23 protein-coding genes are annotated in these 19933 nt (G+C 65.0%); 6 read left to right on the top strand and 17 right to left on the bottom strand.

Annotation, left to right across the window (positions count from 1 at the left end; translation table 11 throughout):
- Positions 1 to 11 precede the first annotated feature (11 nt).
- The 6 genes from AYX22_RS02580 to AYX22_RS02555 all read right to left on the bottom strand — a co-directional run bounded on the left by AYX22_RS02580 (position 12) and on the right by AYX22_RS02555 (position 5865).
- Positions 12 to 869 (bottom strand): ATP-binding cassette domain-containing protein, encoded by an 858-nt coding sequence (locus AYX22_RS02580; protein ID WP_207595994.1) that lies wholly within the window; start codon positions 867 to 869, stop codon positions 12 to 14.
- On the bottom strand, positions 866 to 1927 hold the full coding sequence (locus AYX22_RS02575) for an iron chelate uptake ABC transporter family permease subunit (protein WP_207597436.1): 1062 nt from the start codon (positions 1925 to 1927) through the stop codon (positions 866 to 868). The genes AYX22_RS02580 and AYX22_RS02575 overlap by 4 nt, the downstream gene beginning before the upstream one ends.
- Positions 1928 to 1968: 41 nt before the next feature.
- Positions 1969 to 3063, bottom strand: coding sequence for an iron chelate uptake ABC transporter family permease subunit (locus AYX22_RS02570; protein ID WP_207595993.1), 1095 nt, complete (start codon positions 3061 to 3063; stop codon positions 1969 to 1971).
- Positions 3064 to 3945 (bottom strand): siderophore-interacting protein, encoded by an 882-nt coding sequence (locus tag AYX22_RS02565; RefSeq protein WP_207595992.1) that lies wholly within the window; start codon positions 3943 to 3945, stop codon positions 3064 to 3066.
- Complete coding sequence (locus tag AYX22_RS02560; RefSeq protein ID WP_242703495.1) at positions 3942 to 4895, bottom strand: ABC transporter substrate-binding protein; 954 nt, start codon at positions 4893 to 4895, stop codon at positions 3942 to 3944. Before AYX22_RS02560 ends, AYX22_RS02565 begins: the two co-directional genes overlap by 4 nt.
- A 136-nt stretch (positions 4896 to 5031) precedes the next feature.
- Positions 5032 to 5865 (bottom strand): AraC family transcriptional regulator, encoded by an 834-nt coding sequence (locus AYX22_RS02555; protein ID WP_242703494.1) that lies wholly within the window; start codon positions 5863 to 5865, stop codon positions 5032 to 5034.
- Positions 5866 to 5905: 40 nt separating this feature from the next.
- On the opposite strand from AYX22_RS02555, the gene AYX22_RS02550 reads away from it, so the two are divergent.
- Together AYX22_RS02550 and AYX22_RS02545 are read left to right on the top strand one after the other, a co-directional pair.
- Positions 5906 to 7693 carry an ABC transporter ATP-binding protein gene (locus tag AYX22_RS02550; RefSeq protein WP_242703493.1) on the top strand — a complete coding sequence of 596 codons (1788 nt, stop codon included), beginning with the start codon at positions 5906 to 5908 and terminating at the stop codon, positions 7691 to 7693.
- The gene (locus AYX22_RS02545) at positions 7690 to 9444 is read left to right on the top strand and encodes an ABC transporter ATP-binding protein (protein WP_207595990.1); all 1755 of its coding nucleotides are present in this window, start codon (positions 7690 to 7692) and stop codon (positions 9442 to 9444) included. Before AYX22_RS02550 ends, AYX22_RS02545 begins: the two co-directional genes overlap by 4 nt.
- Here the strand turns inward: AYX22_RS02545 and AYX22_RS02540 are convergent.
- Entirely contained in the window at positions 9427 to 10290 is an 864-nt protein-coding gene (locus AYX22_RS02540) for a fused MFS/spermidine synthase (protein WP_242703492.1), read from the bottom strand. The two genes, AYX22_RS02545 and AYX22_RS02540, sit on opposite strands and share 18 nt — an antisense overlap.
- Positions 10291 to 10465: 175 nt before the next feature.
- Between AYX22_RS02540 and AYX22_RS02535 the strand changes: the two genes are divergently transcribed.
- On the top strand, positions 10466 to 10621 hold the full coding sequence (locus AYX22_RS02535) for a hypothetical protein (protein ID WP_207595988.1): 156 nt from the start codon (positions 10466 to 10468) through the stop codon (positions 10619 to 10621).
- Between the two features lie 31 nt (positions 10622 to 10652).
- Here AYX22_RS02535 and AYX22_RS02530 read toward each other — a convergent pair whose 3' ends face one another.
- From AYX22_RS02530 to AYX22_RS02505, 6 genes are all read right to left on the bottom strand, one after another.
- Positions 10653 to 11561 carry a sucrase ferredoxin gene (locus AYX22_RS02530; protein WP_347565779.1) on the bottom strand — a complete coding sequence of 303 codons (909 nt, stop codon included), beginning with the start codon at positions 11559 to 11561 and terminating at the stop codon, positions 10653 to 10655.
- Positions 11558 to 12763 (bottom strand): cupin domain-containing protein, encoded by a 1206-nt coding sequence (locus AYX22_RS02525; protein WP_242703491.1) that lies wholly within the window; start codon positions 12761 to 12763, stop codon positions 11558 to 11560. Before AYX22_RS02525 ends, AYX22_RS02530 begins: the two co-directional genes overlap by 4 nt.
- A gap of 2 nt (positions 12764 to 12765) precedes the next feature.
- Positions 12766 to 13038, bottom strand: a complete 273-nt coding sequence (locus AYX22_RS02520; protein ID WP_207595987.1) for a BatC protein — start codon at positions 13036 to 13038, stop codon at positions 12766 to 12768.
- A gap of 100 nt (positions 13039 to 13138) precedes the next feature.
- Positions 13139 to 13639: a GNAT family N-acetyltransferase gene (locus AYX22_RS02515; protein WP_207595986.1), complete on the bottom strand. Its 501-nt coding sequence runs from the start codon at positions 13637 to 13639 to the stop codon at positions 13139 to 13141.
- Positions 13639 to 14310 (bottom strand): O-methyltransferase, encoded by a 672-nt coding sequence (locus tag AYX22_RS02510; RefSeq protein WP_207595985.1) that lies wholly within the window; start codon positions 14308 to 14310, stop codon positions 13639 to 13641. Before AYX22_RS02510 ends, AYX22_RS02515 begins: the two co-directional genes overlap by 1 nt.
- A 39-nt stretch (positions 14311 to 14349) precedes the next feature.
- The gene (locus tag AYX22_RS02505) at positions 14350 to 14682 is read right to left on the bottom strand and encodes a thiamine-binding protein (protein ID WP_207595984.1); all 333 of its coding nucleotides are present in this window, start codon (positions 14680 to 14682) and stop codon (positions 14350 to 14352) included.
- 92 nt (positions 14683 to 14774) lie between these two features.
- Between AYX22_RS02505 and AYX22_RS02500 the strand changes: the two genes are divergently transcribed.
- A complete protein-coding gene (locus AYX22_RS02500; protein ID WP_207595983.1) occupies positions 14775 to 15404 on the top strand; it encodes a TetR/AcrR family transcriptional regulator in 630 nt (209 codons plus the stop codon).
- Positions 15405 to 15487: 83 nt separating this feature from the next.
- A complete protein-coding gene (locus AYX22_RS02495) occupies positions 15488 to 16015 on the top strand; it encodes a DUF5684 domain-containing protein (RefSeq protein ID WP_207595982.1) in 528 nt (175 codons plus the stop codon).
- Here AYX22_RS02495 and AYX22_RS02490 read toward each other — a convergent pair.
- Genes AYX22_RS02490 through AYX22_RS02475 form a run of 4 tightly spaced genes read right to left on the bottom strand, consistent with a single transcriptional unit; the run spans position 16012 to position 18442 of the window.
- Positions 16012 to 16323, bottom strand: coding sequence for an AzlD domain-containing protein (locus AYX22_RS02490; protein WP_089593385.1), 312 nt, complete (start codon positions 16321 to 16323; stop codon positions 16012 to 16014). The genes AYX22_RS02495 and AYX22_RS02490 overlap by 4 nt on opposite strands.
- On the bottom strand, positions 16320 to 17087 hold the full coding sequence (locus tag AYX22_RS02485; protein ID WP_207595981.1) for an AzlC family ABC transporter permease: 768 nt from the start codon (positions 17085 to 17087) through the stop codon (positions 16320 to 16322). The genes AYX22_RS02490 and AYX22_RS02485 overlap by 4 nt, the downstream gene beginning before the upstream one ends.
- The gene (locus tag AYX22_RS02480) at positions 17084 to 17518 is read right to left on the bottom strand and encodes a hypothetical protein (RefSeq protein WP_207595980.1); all 435 of its coding nucleotides are present in this window, start codon (positions 17516 to 17518) and stop codon (positions 17084 to 17086) included. Before AYX22_RS02480 ends, AYX22_RS02485 begins: the two co-directional genes overlap by 4 nt.
- 36 nt (positions 17519 to 17554) lie before the next feature.
- Positions 17555 to 18442, bottom strand: a complete 888-nt coding sequence (locus AYX22_RS02475) for a glycerophosphodiester phosphodiesterase family protein (RefSeq protein ID WP_207595979.1) — start codon at positions 18440 to 18442, stop codon at positions 17555 to 17557.
- 50 nt (positions 18443 to 18492) lie between these two features.
- Here AYX22_RS02475 and AYX22_RS02470 point away from each other — a divergent pair, with 50 nt between their 5' ends.
- The gene (locus AYX22_RS02470) at positions 18493 to 19884 is read left to right on the top strand and encodes a DUF445 domain-containing protein (RefSeq protein ID WP_207595978.1); all 1392 of its coding nucleotides are present in this window, start codon (positions 18493 to 18495) and stop codon (positions 19882 to 19884) included.
- Positions 19885 to 19933 lie beyond the last annotated feature (49 nt).

Genomic DNA, 19933 nt, shown 5'->3' with positions numbered 1-19933 from the left:
CCGAGGTGGCATCAGGTCCCCAGCGGGATCACCAGCGGCGTGTGGCTCACGGGGTCATCGATCACGATGCACGGCAGGCCGAACACGTGCTCCACCAGCTCGGCCGTCACAACATCGGCGGGCCGTCCCTCGGTCACCACTGCGCCGTCCTTCATGGCCACAAGGTGCGTGGCGTAGCGGCAGGCGTGGTTGAGGTCGTGCAGCACGGCCACCAGGGTGTTCCCTTCGCGGTTAAGCCGCCGGAACAACTCCAGGAGCTCAATCTGGTGCGCGATATCCAGGAACGTGGTGGGCTCGTCGAGCAGGAGCAGCGGGGTTTGCTGGGCCAGGACCATGGCAACCCAGACGCGTTGCCGCTGCCCGCCGGAGAGCTCGTCCACCAGACGCCCGGACAGCCCGTCCACATTCGTGGCTTCCAGGGCAGCAACCACGGCCGCTTCGTCTGCCTCTGACCACTGGCGCAGCAACTTCTGGTGTGGGTACCGGCCGCGGGCAACGAGGTCCGCCACGGTGATTCCGTCGGGGGCGATGGAGGTCTGCGGCAAGAGCCCCAACCTTCGCGCGACTTCCTTGGACCCGTAGGAGGAGATGCTCTTGCCATCCAACAACACGGAACCGGAACTGGGCTCAAGCAGGCGGGACAGCGCACGCAAAAGCGTCGACTTTCCGCAGGCATTGGGCCCGACAATTACGGTGAACCCGCCATCTGGAATGCGCACGTCAAGCGCCTCAGACACCGTGCGGCCGGCATATCCGAGGCTCACCTTCTCAGCGTGGAGCCGCGAAACGGCGCCCACAACATGCGAGCCAACAGAAGCCGGAACATCCAACACATCAGTCACAACAATCTCCTTCAATACTTGGCTCATTGCCGCTTCACTTCGCGGGCAAGGAGCCATACGAGGTAGCAGCCGCCGATACTGACGGTCACTACACCCACGGGCAATTGGATTGGCGCGAACAGGTTCTGCGCCACGATGTCGCTGGCCACCAGCAGGAAGGCGCCCATAGCAGCAGAGGGAACCACGCCCACCGAGACGGAGCGGGTCAACCGGCGTGCCAGTTGCGGGGCGGCAAGGGAGACAAACGCGATCGGTCCGGCCGCAGCGGTGACCATCGCCGTTAAAGCCACGCCCACCACTGCCAGGACCAGCCGCGACCCTTCCAGCCGAACGCCCAAGGCCCTGGCGGCGTCGTCGCCCATCTCCAAGAGCCCCAGCCGCTTGCCGTAAAAAGCCAACACGCCCAGCAGCAGCACAAAGACACCCACCACGGGAAGCACCTGGTCCCACGAGGCCTTGTTGAGAGAACCGGCACCCCAGACGGCAGCGGACATCGCCTGTTCCAAGGAGGCCTTGAGAATCATCCAGGTGTTGACGGACGCCAGCATGGCACTCACAGCAATGCCGGCAATAATGAGCCGGAAACCCTGGATACCTTTCTTGTAGGCAAACAGGTACACCAGTGCCGCAGTTGCCAGCCCACCCACCAGCGCACCGGCCGACACCGCAAAGAAGCCGCCACCCATCAACAGAATGACCACCAGAGCACCCGTGTAGGCGCCGGTGTTGAAGCCGATGACGTCCGGACTTCCCAGCGCATTGCGCGTCAGCGACTGGAAAATTGCCCCGCTGACCCCCATGGCCGCCCCCAATAACAGGGCCAGGAGGACGCGGGGCAATCTCCACTCCACCACCACCATGTGCACGGCTCCGCTGGACTGACCCAGCAGAGCCAATACCACGTCCGGCACCGCAACGCTGAACCCGCCCAGGCCAAGCGCGACGACGGCGAGCGCCAGGGCGGCGGCGACCAGGATGGCGGTGACAATCACAGTGCGGGCATCGACGCGCAGTGAAAGCCGCCCGCCGAAGCGGCGGACAGCAAAGGTCCGGCGACCGAAGTCGATGGAACGGGCCTGCTTCATGGAAGGGGACCGCTTGATGCAAGGCGCGGGATCGATGCGCGTCACAGGGTGCTCACTTTCCGGCGTCGGATGAGCCAAATGAGGGCGGGTGCACCAATGAAGGCGGTAATGATGCCCACCTGCATTTCGCCGGGGCGGAGCACCAGCCTGCCTGCGATGTCAGAGACGAGTAGCAGCACGGGCGAAAGCACCAGGGTGTAGGCCAGAATCCAGCGCTGATCCGGCCCGACGATCCACCGGGCAACATGCGGGATCATGAGACCCACGAAGCCGATGGGTCCTGCGGCGGCCGTTGCTGCACCGCAGAGCAGGGTGACCGAAACGATGGTCCAAACTCTGGTGCGGATGATGTTGGCGCCGAGGGACTTGGCTGTGTCGTCGCCCATGGCCACGGCGTTGAGGGGCCGCGCAAGGGCGAGTGCTATGAGCGTCCCGACCAGGATGAACGGCGCCACGGTGGTGAAGATTTCCCACGTACGGTTGCTCAACGTCCCGGCGCTCCAACTGCGCATGCTGTCGAACACGGCGGGCCGCAACAGAGTGATCCCTGACGAAATTCCGCCCAGGACTGCTCCCAGGGCAACGCCGGCCAGGGTGAGGCGGAGCGGTGTTGCCCCGCCCCTCCCCCGCGAACCGATAAAGTACACAGCTACGGTGGCAACCACGGCACCGGCGAAAGAGAACCAGATGTACTCGTGGATGCTGGTCACGCCAAACAGCGCAACCCCGAGGACTACGAAGAAGCCCGCACCCGCGTTGACACCCAGGATGCCGGGGTCTGCCAACGGGTTGCGCGGCAAGGCCTGGATCAGCGCCCCGGACAGGCCGAGGGCCACGCCCACCACCACACCGGTGACTGTGCGGGGCAGGCGGAGGTCGTGGATGATCACATGCTCCGGAGTGCCGTTGTAAGCGGTGATGGCGGGCCAGAGATTGCCCATGTCCACGTCCTTGGAGCCCACCACCAGGCTCAGCCACAGCACCAGCACCAACGCGCCAATCGCTGCGAGCAGTCCCAGCAGCCGGTACCGGTTTATCGCCACCAGGCCCGCTGGGCGGGTCCCCTTGGCAGAAACCGGCGCGACGTCCTGCGCTTCAGCTGCAACAGATCGCGGCGCCATGGTTCCGGACGCCACTCAGAGGCCCAACAATTCGAACTTGGCGTCCTGTAGGTCCACGATTTCCTCGCGATCGCGCTTCTCGCTGGACCAAAGATCGTCGAACCAGCGGCGGGTTTCGGCGTCAAGGTTTTCCCAACGCTCTTCCCAGGCCTCGCTTTTGTCCGTCCAGTAGCCGATCAGCTTGTAGGACTCGGGCGTCAGCTTCTTGTCATGCCGAAGGTACTTGCGGATCCCGCGCAGCACCTTGGTTTCACCGGCCACCCAGATGTAGCCGACGCCACCGGGCAGCTCCATGGAGCGCAGGACCTCGTCCAGCCGGGACTGGCTGTGGCCGTTGCCGCCGTAGATCCAAGCGACCTCGGTTCCAGCGCCCAGGTTCAGCTCCTGTTGATGCGAAGGCTCCTCTACCTCGATCAGGACGCGCGTGCGAACACCCGGCGGCGTCTGCTCCACCAACCGTGCGACGGCCGGCAGGCCGGTAGCGTCGGCCAGCAGGATCTGCCACTGAAGGTCCGCCGGGGGTTCGTACAGTCCGGTAGGCGAATTAAGCCCGACGACGTCACCCACCTGGGCGCGCTGTGCCCACGAAGCTGCCAATCCGCCGTCGTGAACGACGAAGTCAATGTCCACCGTTCCGGCGGCCGGGTCCACAGCGCGGACTGTGTAGGTCCGCATCGCGGACGGTTCAACGTCCGGCGCCCAGTCCCAGGAGTCCCCGGTGGAGATGGGCAGCCGGGCCTCGTGCGTGCCGGGATCGGGAAGGAAAACCCGGAGGTATTCGTCGCCGACGCCCGTGGTGTCGAAGCCGTCCAAGCCGGAGCCGCCGAAGGTAATCCGCACCATTCCAGGCGTCAAACGGCGGGTGGCGAGGACTTCGGCACGGTAGATGCCCATCATGACAGGAGGGCCTTTTCGAACTTCTCCAGCAGTGCGTACTGGCCGCTTGGGGAGCCGTAGATCATTTCGAGGCCGTATGTGTGGATCTGCTTGTTGGCCACGAAAGGCAGCGAGGTCCACAGCTTGTTGTTGGCCAGCGGGGCGAAGGCATCCGGGTTGGCGCCGTCCTTCTCGGGAACCTCGGTGGTGATGATGGCATCGATGCCGTTGAGCTTTTCCAACTGCTCGGCACTCAGTTTGGAGCCTTCACCGTCGGCGAGCGGGGATACTTTCAGGCCCAGGTCCTTGATGACCAGGCACGGCGTTCCGTAGCAGCTGACCGACACCTGGTCCTCGTAGTAATCCACGGGGCCAATCACCAGGTCGCTCTTGCCTGCGGCGGCCAGACGCGTCTTGATGTCCTCCACCTTTGACTGGTACTTGTCCATCCACGCCTGGTACTGCTCCGTCTTGTCGAAGGCCTCGGCTACGGTCTTGAACTTGGTGCGCCAGTCGCTGCCGTCGAAGCCGTTGAACGTGTAGGTGGGAGCGATGTCGGAGAGCTTGCCGTCGAGCTCCTTGTCGTAGCCCAGGCCACTCAGGATGACGTCCGGCTGGGCCTTGAGGATGGCCTCGAAGTTGAACTCCGGGTAGTTGGTGAAGGGCGTGATGCCCTTGAGTGCTTCCTGATCGAAGAAGTACGGGAAGCCTGTGTACCCGCTGTCGCGGATGGGCTGCTGGCTGGCCAGCGGAATGCCCAGCGTGATCAGCATATCGAGGTCCGTGGTGTACATGCCCAGAGCCTTCTTGGGCTCCGCGGGAATACTGACCTCTTTGACCTCACTGGTGACGGTGCGGGTTTCCGATTTCGCGCTGGCGCTGGCATCGGTAGTGGCACATCCGCTGAGGAGAAGAGCTGCGGATGCCGTGGCCGCAACGGCGGCAGACATGGTTTTGAAGCGTGAAATCACTGCGGTCCTCTTGGTTCTCAGGGGAGACGGAGAGCTCCCGTTGGCGGCCGCGGCCCCGTTGAGGGGCTCTCGCAGCGGCTGCCTAAGTTAGGTATACCTACCCTAACAATGAGCAGGTCTGAGAAACCGCTGGAATCTATTCGGAACCGGCCAAAGAGTGATGGTTTCCGGCCTTAAGCGAGGCCACATACCAGCCCGGGGTGTGCCCCATCACCTTTCGGAACACCTGAACGAAGGCGCTGGGGTTGTTGTAACCCACCCGTCGACTGACCGAAGAAACGGGGTAGCCGGCAGCCAGCAGCCCCAAGGCAACCCGCACCCTGGCATGGATGCGCCACTGTGCAAACGTCATGCCGGTTTCCTTGTGGAACAGGCGGGAAAGGTTGCGGACACTAATGGCAACCTTCACGCTCCACTCCTCCAAGGAACGGTCCAAGGCGGGATCATCCAGGAGCGCCCGGGCCATGAGCTCCAGCCGGGGGTCCGTGGGCATCGGCAGCAGCATCGGTCGGGCATCCACAACGTCCAAGAGTCCCACCACCACCTGCTCGGAGCGTGCACGGATGGAGTCATCCATATCGAACGCGCTCATGTGGCGCAACAGCTCCTGCGCTGCGGCCGGCACCGTCACCGCCACGGTCCGGTTGGCCAGATGGGGCACTACCTGGCCGTCAATGTGCGAGCAGTAAAACCCCGTCCCCTGCGTGGATTTCACAGCATGGACCACACCCGCAGGGATCCAGAGGCCCAGGGTTGCCGGTACCGCGAAGAAGCCGCCGTCGGCTTCCACCGTCAGGACCCCGCGGGCACCCCACAGCAACTCGTGGGTAGTGTGGACGTGTTCAGTCCAGGTTGCGGGCGTCGCGCACTCAAAATACTGCGTGCAGACGCCATTGACCTGCTGCGCCTCCACCCCTGCCGTCGCCTGTGGCACGATCTGTCCGGATTGCGATATAGCTTGGCGGGTCATCTGGCCTTCTTGAAGTTAGGTGAGCCTTACTATGGTAATCATGCCCTCCAGTTCCGCCATTCCGCCCTGCCCACCCGGGCGTAACACGCCAGCACCGTGGACGGCTTCCCGTCTTTTCAAGTTCACCCTGCTGGCCAATGGCCGCTGGAAGTTGCTGCTGGTGGGTTGCGCCGGCTTTATTCTGCATCAAGTCAGCGAGGCCCTGGTTCCGGCCACCATCGGCGCCGCCGTTGACAAGGCAATTGCACCGCACGACGCCGGCGCCCTCCTCTGGTGGCTTGGCGCCCTGGCCGTCGTCTTCGTGGTGCTCGCCCTTTCCTGGCGCATCGGCACCCTGGCCACCAACCGCTCCTTCCTCTACGGTTCGCATGACCTCCGGCAGTTGGCTGTGGAACGCACCCTTCACCCACGCGGCATGGCAGCCCGGCGTGCACCTGGCGAAATTGTGGCGATCGCTTCCTCGGACGCCGACAGGGTTGCCGGCCTGTCCTGGCTCATCGGTGGGGGCCTCGCTGCCGCGGCCGGTGTCGCGACCTCCGCAGTAACACTGCTGCTCATTTCGGTCCCCTTGGGTATCGCAGTCCTGGTGGCTACGCCCGTCATGCTGGTGGTGATGCAGCGCCTCACCAAGCCGTTGGAGGACCGCAGTGATGTGGAACAGTCCTCAGCGGCCCGCGCCGGCGCGCTGGCCACGGACTTCGTGACCGGATCACGCCCCCTCAAGGGTCTCGGCGCAGAGGAAGCAGCCGTCACCCGATACCAGGATGCCAGCCGGACATCGCTGCTGGCCGGGCTGCGGGCTGTCCGGGCCAGGTCCGCCTATAACGGCGCCAGCACCGCCCTTTCCGCTGCGTTCCTGGCCGGGATCGCCTTCTTTGCAGCGTGGTTCGCCGTCCAAGGCAGCATCTCGGTAGGTCAGCTGGTGGCGGTTGTCGGCGTGGCCCAGTATGTCCAGGGACCCATGGCCGCACTGGGCTTCCTCAGTGTGGAACTCGCCCGGAAACGGGCCTCAGCGGCACGCATCGCAGTACTGCTCGAGGAACCGGATGCAGTGCCCGCACCTGGTGACGGGGACCGCCTTGCCGCTGCAGAACGCACGACGGCGGCAGCCGGGTCAGCAGCACGGCCCACCCCTGCGCGGGAACCGGCACCGCTCCTCGAGCTACGCGACAGCCCGGACAACAGCGCCTTCCCGCCCTTCACGGCGTCCGCTGGGGAGATCGTGGGTGTGGTGCTGCCGGACGGCTCGCAAGCCAGGCGATTGGTGGACACGCTTGGTTTCCGCACCCCCGCTCCCCGCGGCGCAGTCTCCATCGACGGCCACGACGCCGCCGACCTGGACCCCTTGGATGTCCGGTCCAAAGTCTTCGCCGACAGTCATGAAGGTGTCCTTTTCCGCGGCACTGTCCGCGACAATGTGGCAGCAGCCGATGCCCCGCTGCAAGAACGGGCCCTGGCGGCTGCCGCCGTCGAGGACTTCATTTCCCAACTGCCGGAAGGCACCGAAACCGTTCTTACCGGGCATGGCCAGAGCCTGTCCGGTGGGCAGCGGCAGCGGTTGGTTCTTGGCCGCTCGCTGCACCAGCACCAGCCGGTGCTGGTCCTGCACGACCCCACCACCGCCGTCGACACCGCTACCGAAGCTGTGATCGCGGAGGGACTCCGCAACTTCCCGGACAAGGCGTTGGTACTGGTCACCACCAGCCCCACGCTGTTGGCCGTCTGTCACCGGGTGGTGGTGGGAGGTGCCGATGGCGCATCGGAAACCGGGACCCACCGGGAACTCCTCGCGACGTCGGCCGGCTACCGCGAGGTGGTGGGTTCATGAGCACCGACATCCTGCCCATCGCCACACCCCGCGAGACCCGGCGGGCCATGTGGCGCCTGTTGGCACAGCGTCCCGGCCGGCTCGCCCTGACCGTGTTCGTTCTGCTGGCGGCGGCCGGCTGTGGACTGGCAGCGCCGGCGATCCTGGGCATCATGGTCAACATCGCGGCCGGCGGCGGAGACGTCATGAACCTGCTGTGGCTGGCCATCGGCTTGCTGGTTGCGGGCGGATGCGGCGCCCTGCTGGGCATCCTCGGCCAGAACCTGCTGGCCCGGATCTGCGAGGAAGCCCTCGCCGGACTCCGTGAGGAGGTCTTTGCGGCGGCTGTCCGGAAGCCCTTGGCACAGCTCGAAAAGGCGGGCATCGGCGATGTGGTGGCCCGCGTGTCCGGCGATGTCGAGGCTGTCAGCGAAGCCATTTCCGGAGTGCTGCCCGCGTTCACCAGCGCAGCCTTCACTATCGCCGTCACGTTGCTTGGCCTGGGGGTCATCGACTGGCGCTTTGCAGTGGCGGCCCTCATCGCCGCACCCCTGCAGGTCCTCACGCTGCGGTGGTTCCTCAAACGGACCGCACCCATCTACCGGACCGTCCGCATCACCGAGGCCAATCGGACCGAGCAGATCATCGAGACCGTCCATGGCTCGCCGTCGATCCTGGCGTTGGGCCTCGGGTCGCGCCATGCGGAGCTGGTGGCAGCTGCTTCCCAGGAGAACATCGGCCACGCGCTCAAGGGAGTCAGCTACCTGACCCGGTTCTACAACCGCCTCAACCTTGCGGAACTGGTAGGCCTGTCCGCGGTGCTGGTGGTGGGCTTCTGGCTTCACGCCGAGGGCATCGTGACTATCGGCGCGGCGACCGCGGCGGCACTGTACTTCTACCGGCTGTTCGATCCGATCGGGCTGGTCCTGGGGCAGTTTGATGAACTCCAGAAAGCGGCTGCCGGCCTGGGGCGCATGTTCGGGCTGACCATGTCCACGGCCAAGACCTCCCCAACCGCCCTTTCTGGCGGCACTGATTCCAGCATCGTCCTGGACAACGTCACCTTCGCCTACCCGGGCCAGCGGGCCGCCCTCCGCGGCGTCTCGCTCACAGTACGACCAGGCGAGCGGGTTGCGGTCGTTGGCACCTCAGGAGCCGGAAAAACCACCCTGGCCAAGGTCATCATGGGCCTGGAACACCCGGACAGCGGGACCGCCTGGGTGGGTGGGCTCAACTCAGCCGCCGCAGCCCCCGCGGACCTGCACTCGAGGATCGCGATGGTCAGCCAGGAAGTTCACGTCTTCTCTGGAACGCTGGCCGGAGACCTCAGGCTTGCCAAACCGGATGCTTCCCCCGCGGATCTCTCCCGCGTCCTCGCCGCCGTGGGGGCTACGTGGATGAAAACGCTCGACGACGGACTGGAAACATCCGTAGGCGCCGGCGGCCACCAGCTCACCCCGGAGCAAGCACAGCAACTGGCGCTAGCCCGGCTCATGCTCAAGGATCCGCCCATCGCGGTCCTCGATGAAGCAACTGCTGAGGCGGGAACCGGCTCGGCCACCATGCTGGACCAGGCTGCCGAAGCCGCGTTGGCGGGCCGGACGTCCGTGGTGATCGCACACCGTTTATCACAAGCAGCGTCGGCGGACACCGTTGTGGTGATGGAGCAGGGACGGATTATCGAATCTGGCCCGCACCAGGAACTGCTGGCCGGCGGGGGCCGTTACGCCACATTGTGGGAGGCGTGGAACAGCTCACTCAGCCGCAACTGAGGGTTCGTTCGCAGGCACCTCTGCAGGGTCATGCCGCACAGGGGTTCCCGCCGCGAAGGACCGCACTTTCGCATCATCCCAGATGTGCGCCGGGACGCCTCCGCCCAGGAGTTTGCGGGCCAGCGTGGGGTCATCACCGAAGGGTGCGTGGCTGCCGGCCATGATCATGTTGCCGTATCGGCGCCCTTTGAGCATGGCCGGGTCCGCGATGATCATGGTGTGCTCGAACGTATCCGCGATGGTCGCAGCATCAGCCCGGGCATTCTTGAGGTCAGGAGCGTCCCCGGAGTTGACCACGTACAGGCCGTCGGGGGCCAGGACCGCATCGGCATGCGCCGTGAATTCGCGGGTGGTCAACGCCCGGGGCGTGAAGGCACCGGCGAAGACGTCCCGGATGATGAGGTCCCGGGTGTCCGGGGTGAGTGATTCAGTAACCGCCCGGGCTTCGCCAACCCGGAGCCTCAACAAGGGCGCCTTGGGAAGGTCGAACCAGCCGCGCACATAGTCGGCCAGCTTGCCGTCCAGTTCCACCACCACCTGCCGGGCTTCCGGATAGGCGGCATGGAAATAACGAGCCATGGAGCAGGCTCCCCCACCGAGGTGCAGGGCCCGCAGCTTCGGTTTCTGCTCCGGCGGCCAACGCGACTCCACCAAGGCAGCGATCCAGCGCATGTACTCAAAATCCAGGAACAGAGGATCCGCGAGGTCAATGTGCGAGCTCATCACACCGTTGATTTTCAGCAGCCACCCATTGGAGTTGTCCTGGTCCGGGATGAGCTCGCAGTCGCCGGTATCGATGTAATAAACGCCCGCGACCGGACCATCAGGTCGGGTGCCGGAAGGCACCTCGACGACTCCCGTCGTCGACCTCTGGGACCTGTTTGGTTTACCGCGTTTCGTCACTACTTCAGCCCTGCTTGAGTCATGCTCCAAGCCTAGTGGAGCGCCACATTACTCCGAACGGTCACATCGAAGGTAAGGCTACTTACCTTTATGGCCTCCGGGGCCATATGATCTCTACATGGAACTCGGAGCATCGGTGTGGGCGGAGGTGTTGACCGTGGCCGTCGCGTGGTTGACGGTGGTCTGCCTGCTGCTGGCCCGCGTGCCCAAACCGCCGGGCCTCCTCGACTCACCGCTGGACATGGATCCGCCCGACGATTCGGAACCGCGCTAGCCCTGGCAGTTGATGGCTGCGGTCCGCACGGTCAGTTTATGCGGATGGAAAGGGTTTCATAGACGATGACCGAGCCCCCCGCCGGCGCCCGGCAGGTCAGCTGCCTCTGCGGTGCGCGGCTGGCCCGCAATTCCACCTCGATTTTCGCCGGATGGGGCGGCCGGCCAGTAATCCGGATGCGCCAGTGCTCGCCCTCCCGCAAGGTCTCAGTGACCACAAAATCCTGCCGGCCGGCAGGACCGAACTGCCCCAGCACTGCCACCACCGCGGCTTGCTGGGGCGGCAAGAGATCCGTATAGCCGCGCAGATGCTCTGCGTGGATACGGGCGGCCAGGTGCTCCTCAACGGTGGCCACGGCGGACCCGGCGTCGAGTCCTCCGTAATAAACGCCGTCCGGGGCGATGACCACGTTGGCCGCAAACCTGTCACCGCCAACATGGGAGCACTCCCACACCAACTCTGGCCAGCGCTCGCTGAGTGCACGTCCCACGGGGCGGCCCCATACTGCGCAGCAGGGGTCGTGCTGACCGTGGGCGCAAACCATGATGACCGGCGGGAAACCGTGCTCTCCGGGAGATGCCAGGGCTGAGGCTATCCCCGCGAGGTCCTCATCCCGCTCCCACGTTCCCCAGTGCTGTCGATAGGCGCCGGAGCTTTCATGGCGAAGAACGGCCCATCTGCCCGGACCCGGGCGGCGGCGAGGGCCGGGCCGCCGCACCAGGAGAATCCGCGCATTCGCCGTCCGCGCCGCAGAGACGACGAGCGCCTTGGTCCCCGCCTCGAGATCCAGGGCGTCAAAGCCGTCGGGCGGCCACGCGCCCCGGTACTCCACGAGGACCCAGACGAGGCCGGGTGACGCCGTGCCTGCCATCGAGTCCCCGCGCGCCTGGGCAGTTTCCGCGCAGAAGAAGCGTCCCGTTGCGGCTGCCGGGGACGTCATTGTGCGACGGGGACAAGAACTCCTGCGCGCAACAACCTCTCGGCGAGTGCCAGGCCGATGTCCGCCGCGGGGTATTCCCCGCCCTCCAGCAGGCGCCGCACGGACGGCAGATCTTCCTCGGGGAAGTCGAGCCAACCGACGCGGGTGGTGAGGCGTGAGCCATCAAACCGTGCTTCCAGGGCCCCCCGAAGACGAACCAGCGACTCTGGCCTGAGGCCGTCAATGGCCGCGAGTTGGGCCACCGGACCAAGGGGAGCCGGGCGCCCTTGCCCCCTTCGGGCACGGTGGAAAAGGGACGTCGTATCGGCTTCAAGGACAGCGGCCGCGAGACGTTCACGGACTGCAGCCATCTCCTCTTCAGGTCCGTCGACGCCCAATGGCAAGGACCGGCGCATCCCTGGATCGTCACAGAGCGCGGCAAGTGCGGCCTGTGCCAGATGTTCGGCCAACGCATGGCGGGTCCAGGTGTGGATTCCCAAGGTCAGATGGATGGAGACTTTCCCCTGTGCCTGGGCGGCGTGCAGCCAGCCTCGTGGCAGGTACAGGACATCGCCCGGCTCGAGGACCGTGTCGATGTACGCTGCGCCTTGAGCGGCCTCTTCGACCGCGGAGCGGCGATCAGTCCAAGGCTGGCTTCGCAGCGGGTCCACGTGGACCGGCTTATGGATGATCCAGCGCTTGGTTCCCTCGATCTGCAGCACGAAGACGTCGTGGACGTCGTAGTGATCATCGAAGCCACGGTTCTGCGGCGGGGTGATGTAGGCGTTGGCCTGCACAGGATGTCCGAGTTCACTGCTCAACTGCGAGCTGAAACCCGACACAGGCTCCCACGTGCGGTGCAGCGCCTGCAGCACGAGGGTGGCACCATCAGCGAACTTACGCCACAGCGCGGTGTCATCAAGCTGGTCGGAGATGGTGGCGCCGACCCCTGCCGGAGAAGTGTAGGAGGACTCGGGAAGCGTGGAGCCGCCCTTGGCGACGCGCAGGAAAGGCGTCCGCAGCCCGCGGCGTGAAACCAGTTCGTCCACTGCGCCGGCTGAGAACACATCGGAGAAGTCGCTGACACCACGGGTCAGCAGGGCGGTTCGCCCCCAGACGTCACTGGCAAATTCCTCCTGGCCGATGTCGATCAGGCGTGTTTCCAGGACCCCGCCGCCTTTCACGGCGCCGGGGTCCTGGAAATCAGTGCTGGTAGAGCTCAAACCTAGCTGCCCTGTTGTCCGGCGCCGCCGTCGGCACCACCGTCAGCACCGCCGTCGTGCGTGCCGGGGACGCCGTCCGCACCACCGTCAGCGGGGCCTTCCGCACCACCGTCCGCGCCGCCGTCGGCACCACCGTCAGCGGGGCCTTCCGCACCACCGTCTGCGCCGCCGTCGGCACCACCATCGGCTCCGCCGTCGTGCGTGCCGGGGACGCCGTCCGCGCCACCGTCAGCGGGGCCTTCCTGCTGGCTTGGATCCTGCTCTGGAATAGACATGCTTCCTCCCGGGAATCGGACCGGGCGGTCTTCATCGATACCGCCCGTGATCACCATATCCACAGGAGTGTGCCGTGGGAACAGCTCGCGCGGTGGGAACTTAGTAGAGCCCCGGACGAACCATGCGATGTTCCGGCAGCGAATACCAGGAGGGATCGCACAGTTGCCGTTTGCCGTCCGGAACAAAGCCGTTTCGCCGATAGAAGGCCTGGGCGCGCGGGTTGTGGTCCAGGACCCAGAGGTACGCCGGGCCATCGCCAATCAAGGCATCCACTAATGCCTGGCCAACCCCCCGGCCATGAACGCGTTCCAAGGTGTAGAGCATAAAAAGCTCCCGCCCGCTGGGACTGTCCTCATCCCTGCCCGGCCCTGCGGCGCCGATGCCTACCAGGAGACCGTCGGGATCGTGGGCCAGCATCCTGGAGTGACCCGCAGCGATGTAGTCCCGGTAGCGCTGGATGCGGTCGGGCAGCGCCGCTTCCTGTTTCTCGAAAAACACCGGGGGCAACAGGTGCCCGTAGCTTTCGCGCCACGACTGGACATGCATGAGCGCCATCGCTTCGGCGTCGTCCACCAGAGCGGGGCGAAGCGTGAAATCCACTAGCGCACCCGCGCTATCGCGAAACCGTCCCAGCCCTTGCTGCCCACCGTCTGGATGGCAGTGGCGTCCAGGCGCGGATCCTGGCCCATCATCTCCAGCATCCTGACGATGCCAGGCGCGTTGACCTCGTCCCTTTCCGGCTCAAGGATGGCACCGTCCCAGATGACGTTGTCCACCACGATGACCGTGCCCGGGCGCCCCAGCCGGATAGCCCAATCGAGGTAATGGGAGTCGTTTTCCTTGTCCGCGTCGATGAAAACAAAATCGAACGATTCCTGCCCCGCCAGGGTGGGAAGGGTATCCAGGGCAGCACCCACCCGGATGTCCACTTTGTGCCCCACCCCGGCAGCATCAAGGTTGGTGCGTGCCACGTCCGCGTGCTTTTGGAGGAATTCGCACGTCACCAGCCGCCCGTCGTCGGGCAGTCCCTGTGCCATCCACATACTGCTGAAACCTGCCAAGGTTCCGATCTCAAGGACCCGCCTGGCCCCCGACATCTGAACCAGCATCCGGAGCAACTTGCCGGCGTTGGGGGCTACTTCAATCGCCGGCATGCCGGCTTCGACGGCGGACGCCAGGGCCCGCTGGTGGGCAGGATCAGGTCGCACGACGACGTCAGTCAGGTAACGCTCGACGTCGACCCAACCGGGTTCGGCCACATGTTCAATCATGGGCCCAGTCTGGCACCGGTGGCCGCGCTGGGGAAGGATCTAGTCCCTGGCGGAGATCGCCTCTTCGAGTCGCTCCACCTTGCCGGTCAGTTCGCCGCTGTAACCGGGCCGGATGTCGGCCTTGATCACCAGGGAGACGCGGCTGCCGTAGCGGCCCACAGCTTCGGTGGCGCGCTTGACGACGTCGAAGACCTCGTCCCATTTGCCTTCGATGGTGGTGAACATGGAGTCTGTCTGGTTGGGCAGTCCGGATTCCCGGACGATCTTGACGGCGGCAGCGACAGCGTCGTGCACGGAAGCGTCGGGGGTGGGTCCGCCGTTGGCGGCGGATGCGGGCTGGCCCGAAGGGGCGACTGAGAAAGCAAGCAACATAAAATCCAGTGTTTCACGTACTGGTTTGTCATATAACGGGCTACTCCCGCGTAACAACGGGCCACGGGCGCTCCGTTGCTACCCTGACAAGCATGGAACAGCCCTCTGAACGCAAGCCCCTCAGGGCAGACGCCGCACGCAATGTCGACAAAATTATCACCGCCGCCCGGCAATGCTTCCGGGAACACGGGCCCGAAGTACCACTGCAGACCATTGCCGCCACCGCCGGAGTTGGCCCCGCAACACTGTTCCGCAACTTCTCGGACAAAGAGCAACTGGTCCTCGCCGCGCTGTCACGCCAGCTGCGCCAGCACGTAGACCCCGTCGCCGCGGCGGCGCTGGACGGCATGGACGCCGCTGAGGGCCTCATCAACGTCATCGATGCCGTGATGCAGGTAGCCAGCGAAGACGCGAACCTCCTTGACGCTGTCGCAGGCCGGCGCGGACTCCTGATAGGCATTACCCGCGGCATCATCGGTTCCATGGCCACACTCCTTGAGCGGGGCCAAGGCCAGGGTTCCCTGCGGCGCGACATCACCATCGAGGACATGGTCCGGTTGGTGGCCATGCTGATTGGCGCCGTGGACACCATGGAACCGGGCTCTGCGGCGTGGAAGCGCCCGGTGGCCTTGATCGAAGACGCCATCCGGACCGAGCGCCCGTCCCGGCCGCTTCCGGAACAGTCCGGCATCCCAGGCGTGACCCTGACCGAGGCTCCCTAGCCGGGCTGTCAACGGCAACATACCGGCTTGATGGTGAGTCCTGCCCATAGCGGGACAGCCCGCGTGGCACTAGGCTCGGGCGTATGAATATTCCCCTGAGCTCATACTCATCCAACGGTTCAGAATCCGCCGCGGCAGCCGGCCTGGTCATGCTGCTTATGGTCATTTACTTCGCAGTGGTCTTTGCGATCATTGGTGTGCTCTACATGGGAATGTTCACCAAGGCAGGCCGCCCTGCGTGGGCAGCTTTCGTCCCGATCTACAACAGCATCAAGCTCATGGAAATCGCCGGGCGCCCCTGGTACTGGCTCTTGCTGACCTTGATCCCGTTCGCAGGAATCTACTTCAGCATCGTGGCCCTCCACGACCTCTCCAAGTCATTCGGCAAGGACGCCGGCTACACCGTTGGATTGGTCCTGTTGCCTGTGGTCTTCGTGCCGATGCTCTCCTACGGCTCCGCTCCCTACCTGGGTCCGGCGGCCGGGCGGCAATTCGTGGCCTACCCGCAGGGCTATGCCCCGCCGTTCCAGCAGGGTTATCCGCAGCCGCCGGTCCAGCAGGGTTATCCGCAGCCGCCGGTCCAGCAGCCCAATGGCCAGCAGTACCGCTAGCCCCAGCCGAGCAGCCTGAGGAGTGCCGCGGCCGCGGCGCCCGAAATCACCACCACCAGGAACGGTGCGCGAAGCCACAGCGCGACGGCGGCGGCTGCCAGGGCGCCGATGCGGGCATCAAGGACCAGTCCCTGTCCGGAGGCAACGGCGTTGACCACCGTCAAGGAGGCCAGCAGGCCAATGGTCATGGTGCCGGCCACGTGCATGATGCGGGGGCTCTCCAACAGCTTGGCCGGGACGAAGTAGCCCACCAGCTTGGTGAGGTAGGCCAGCGCACAGGCGATCAGGATCCATAGCCACAGGTTCACTGCGTGTCCCCGTTCGCAGGCTTCCCGTGCCGGTGTTTCTCCGCATAGGGATCCACGTCCGGCTCCAGTCCCTCGTCCAGTCGTGCGTGGCTGAACCAGCCGATGACACCTGCCACTACGGCCGCCACCAGGATGGGAACACCCGAGGGAACGAAGGGCACGGCCAGGATGGTCGCCAGTGCGCAGGCAGCAGCGATGGCCCAGGGCTCACGGCCTTTCAACCGCGGCCACAGGAGGGCCAGGAAAGCAGCGACCGCGGCCCCGTCCAAACCCCACTGTTTGGGGTCGCCCATTGCGTCCCCTGCCAAGGCGCCGATGGCCGTGAAGATATTCCAGAGTATGAATATACCGATTCCGGCAGTCCAGAACCCCCGGCGCTGCTCGTCGGGATCGGACTGGCCAGACGCCGTCGCCGTCGATTCGTCGATGGTGATGTGCGCCGAAGCATAACGTTTCCATCCGCCAGGACGGAGCATCGCGTTGATCTGCATGCCGTAGATGCCGTTGCGTAACCCCAACAGGGCGCTGGCCGTCATGGCCGCCACCCCGGAGCCTCCGCCTGCCACAACACCAATGAAGGCGAACTGCGATCCGCCGCTGAACAGTAAAAGGCTCAACACCATGGTCTGCCAGAAATCGAAACCCGACGCTACGGAGAGGGCTCCAAAGGACACTCCATAGAGGCCCGTGGCGATACTCAGGGACACAGCGACCTTGAAAGCCGGCGATTCCCTCAGCTTCACGGGAGCAGCACTGCCGCTCATTTCCGCAAGCTCCATGACCACAGGATCAGCGGAATCTGCAGGGGCAGGCGGACAGTATGGATGCGGCGCTCGGCTGCCGTGCCGTTGGGACCATAGGCTCGGCGAAGTGCATCTATATGCCCAGCAAGGAATGCAGCGAACATCGCCGTGGTGGCGTCCGCGGCAACCTTTCGCGTGGCTGGGATCAGAAGCCCGACGGCGGCAGCCGCCTCGATCAGTCCGGACGAGGCAACCCATTCCTCCCGGGACATGACTGCCAGCGGTCCATTCGGGCGGCCGGCCGGCTCGTCGTTGCGGCATAGGTAGTCCGGCACCACCGGGTAGTAGAACTTAGGCGTGCGGAAGTGCTTTGCGGCGCTGGTCAGGAGCAGTGCGCTCAAGGCTACTGCGGACGTGGTTCGGGTTGCTTGTGCTGACCAGCGAAATGACATGAGACCACTCAATCACAAGCGGGGTGGCCGCCAAAGTCAGCTTGTTACCATCAACTGCTTGAGGACCTGTGCCGGCTTGTTGGTGGTGATCTCGTGGATTCCAAGTCCCTGGCACAGTGCCACGTCCTTTTCCGAATCCACAGTCCACACGCGGAATATTCGCCCGGCTTCCAACCAGCGCTGCACGTTGCGCGCATGCTCCCTGATGTAGTCAATACCCGGTCCGGCAATAGATGCTTCGCCTGCGTCCAGGACACGTTCCGCTTCCAACTGCGTGGCACGCATGACGTTGGCTACCGCACCGCCGGTCAGGAAGCCCAGCCCGAGTTCCTGCCGAAGCTCCTTCACCGTGAAGTCGTCCACCAGTTGGCACACGTGCTCTTTTGGCACGCTCTGCAGCAAACGCTGGACGGAGTCGGTATCGAAGCTCATGAAGGAGATCCGGATGTTCTCCAGCCGGGATTCCTCCGGCGTCCAGCCTTCCTCTTCCAGCAAGGCCAACACCCTGTCCTCCAGCTTGAGGCGGTATGGACTGGGATGCTTGAGCTCAATCGCCAAACCGATCTCGCGACCGGCTCCGCGCAGGATGTCCAGCAATTCCGGCAAGGTCAGGAACTGGTCTGCCACTCCCCCGTAAGCCTCGGGAATGCGTGCGCCCTTCCACGACGAGAAGTCCAGGGAGCGGAGCTCCTCCAAGGTGTGCTCCGCAACCGGACCCGTGCCGGTGGACGTCCGGTCCAGGTTGGCGTCGTGCAGCAACACCACGTGCTGGTCCCGCGTCAGGTGGACATCGCACTCCACACCGTCGGCGCCGTCGGCGATTGCCTGCAGATAGGCTGCCCTGGTGTGCTCGGCGTAGGCTGCACTCGCGCCGCGATGGGCGTAGACCTTGGGCCGGCCTGGGGCGAAGTCGTCGCTAGTCATGCAGACACGGTAGCCCACCTCCGTGCATCTGCGGGGGCTACGCTGGGCTCATGCAGGTGAACTCTGAACAAATCCCAACTGAAGACGTCACCAACCCCAACCCGCTGCCCCATCAGCCGGGTTCCGCAGGTTCCGCAAGCGCAGGCTCCGCTCGCGCCGGTTCCGCTCGCGCACGGCGGGGCGCCGCCGTCGACCTTTCAGCAGGTGACATGGAAAAGGCCGCCGCGCTGCTCCGCATGAAACGGTTGGCGCTGGCGCTGCTGATCGCCATGGCGGTGATCTTCACGGTGGCCTTCGCATTCCAGAAGCAGTATCCGTGGCTGGAATACGTCCGCGCGGCAGCCGAAGGCGGCATGGTGGGCGCGTTGGCCGACTGGTTCGCGGTGACCGCGCTCTTCAAGTACCCCATGGGCCTGAAAATTCCCCACACGGCCATCATTCCGCGGCGCAAGGACCAGATCGGCGAATCACTCAGTGACTTCGTGGAGAGCAACTTCCTCTCCCAAGAGGTAGTGCAGGACAAGTTGGCCAGCATCGACATTGCCCGCAAGGCCGGCACCTGGTTGTCGGCGCCGGGAGGAGCCGAACGCGTGGCCAAGGAAGGCGGCGCGATCATCCGTGGCGCCTTCACAGTCCTGAACGACGACGACGTACAGGCAGTCATCGAGGGAATGGTCCGTAAGCACCTGCTCACCCCGCCGTGGGGGCCGCCCGTGGGCCGAATGGCTGAACGGATCTTTGCCGACGGCCATCACCACACCCTGGTTGACTTGTTGGTCGACCGCGCCGCCGACTGGGTGGATGCCAACCACGCCACGGTCAACCGGCTGGTATCGGATCGCTCGCCCCTCTGGGTGCCCACCTTCGTGGACGGCCTGGTGGGCGACAGGGTGTACGTGGAGCTCTCCAAATTTGTCCGCGCTGTTCAGTCGGACCAGAACCACCAGGTGCGCCAGTCGATCGATGCCTACCTGAAGGACCTGGCCCAGGACCTTCAGCATGATCCCGCCATGATCGAGCGCGCAGAGTCCATCAAAGCCCAGATCCTCGGCGACCCCGAGGTCCGCGAACTGGCGTCCCGCACATGGGGAACCGTAAAGACTGCGTTGCTCAACGCCGTCGACGATCCGCACAGTGAACTGAGCCAGCGCTTCAAGGGCGCCGTCCGTGATTTCGGTACCCGGCTGGTCAACGACGCCGAACTGGCCGGCAAGGTCAACACCTGGATCGGAGACGCGGCGGGCTACTTGGTGAACACGTACCGCTCGGACATCGCAGGCGTCATCTCTGACACCGTGGCGCGTTGGGATGCCGAGGAAACGTCCCAGAAGATCGAACTGCAGGTGGGCAAGGACCTCCAGTACATCCGCATCAACGGCACCGTGGTGGGCGCCCTGGCCGGGCTCGCGATCTTTACGGTGGCGCACCTGCTGTTCGGCTAGTTGACGACAGCCCTCTGGAGCTATCCCGTGGGCCTTGGTACCTTCAACG

This window comes from Arthrobacter sp. D5-1, from assembly GCF_017357425.1.
In the GTDB taxonomy this organism is placed as follows: Bacteria; Actinomycetota; Actinomycetes; order Actinomycetales; family Micrococcaceae; genus Arthrobacter.
Note: the sequence above shows the minus strand (reverse complement) of the source record. Positions and strands in the feature narration are given on the sequence as shown.

Excerpts from the sequence above, each read along its gene's own strand:
- AYX22_RS02535 (WP_207595988.1), top strand. The coding sequence starts at position 10,466 with ATGGAACTCGGAGCATCGGTGTGGGCGGAGGTGTTGACCGTGGCCGTC.
- AYX22_RS02510 (WP_207595985.1), bottom strand. The coding sequence starts at position 14,310 with ATGATTGAACATGTGGCCGAACCCGGTTGGGTCGACGTCGAGCGTTAC.
- AYX22_RS02480 (WP_207595980.1), bottom strand. The coding sequence starts at position 17,518 with ATGTCATTTCGCTGGTCAGCACAAGCAACCCGAACCACGTCCGCAGTA.
- AYX22_RS02500 (WP_207595983.1), top strand. The coding sequence starts at position 14,775 with ATGGAACAGCCCTCTGAACGCAAGCCCCTCAGGGCAGACGCCGCACGC.
- AYX22_RS02470 (WP_207595978.1), top strand. The coding sequence starts at position 18,493 with ATGCAGGTGAACTCTGAACAAATCCCAACTGAAGACGTCACCAACCCC.
- AYX22_RS02485 (WP_207595981.1), bottom strand. The coding sequence starts at position 17,087 with ATGAGCGGCAGTGCTGCTCCCGTGAAGCTGAGGGAATCGCCGGCTTTC.
- AYX22_RS02520 (WP_207595987.1), bottom strand. The coding sequence starts at position 13,038 with ATGTCTATTCCAGAGCAGGATCCAAGCCAGCAGGAAGGCCCCGCTGAC.
- AYX22_RS02565 (WP_207595992.1), bottom strand. The coding sequence starts at position 3,945 with ATGATGGGCATCTACCGTGCCGAAGTCCTCGCCACCCGCCGTTTGACG.
- AYX22_RS02580 (WP_207595994.1), bottom strand. The coding sequence starts at position 869 with ATGAGCCAAGTATTGAAGGAGATTGTTGTGACTGATGTGTTGGATGTT.
- AYX22_RS02555 (WP_242703494.1), bottom strand. The coding sequence starts at position 5,865 with ATGACCCGCCAAGCTATATCGCAATCCGGACAGATCGTGCCACAGGCG.
- AYX22_RS02530 (WP_347565779.1), bottom strand. The coding sequence starts at position 11,561 with ATGACGTCCCCGGCAGCCGCAACGGGACGCTTCTTCTGCGCGGAAACT.
- AYX22_RS02550 (WP_242703493.1), top strand. The coding sequence starts at position 5,906 with ATGCCCTCCAGTTCCGCCATTCCGCCCTGCCCACCCGGGCGTAACACG.
- AYX22_RS02505 (WP_207595984.1), bottom strand. The coding sequence starts at position 14,682 with ATGTTGCTTGCTTTCTCAGTCGCCCCTTCGGGCCAGCCCGCATCCGCC.
- AYX22_RS02575 (WP_207597436.1), bottom strand. The coding sequence starts at position 1,927 with ATGAAGCAGGCCCGTTCCATCGACTTCGGTCGCCGGACCTTTGCTGTC.
- AYX22_RS02475 (WP_207595979.1), bottom strand. The coding sequence starts at position 18,442 with ATGACTAGCGACGACTTCGCCCCAGGCCGGCCCAAGGTCTACGCCCAT.
- AYX22_RS02545 (WP_207595990.1), top strand. The coding sequence starts at position 7,690 with ATGAGCACCGACATCCTGCCCATCGCCACACCCCGCGAGACCCGGCGG.
- AYX22_RS02495 (WP_207595982.1), top strand. The coding sequence starts at position 15,488 with ATGAATATTCCCCTGAGCTCATACTCATCCAACGGTTCAGAATCCGCC.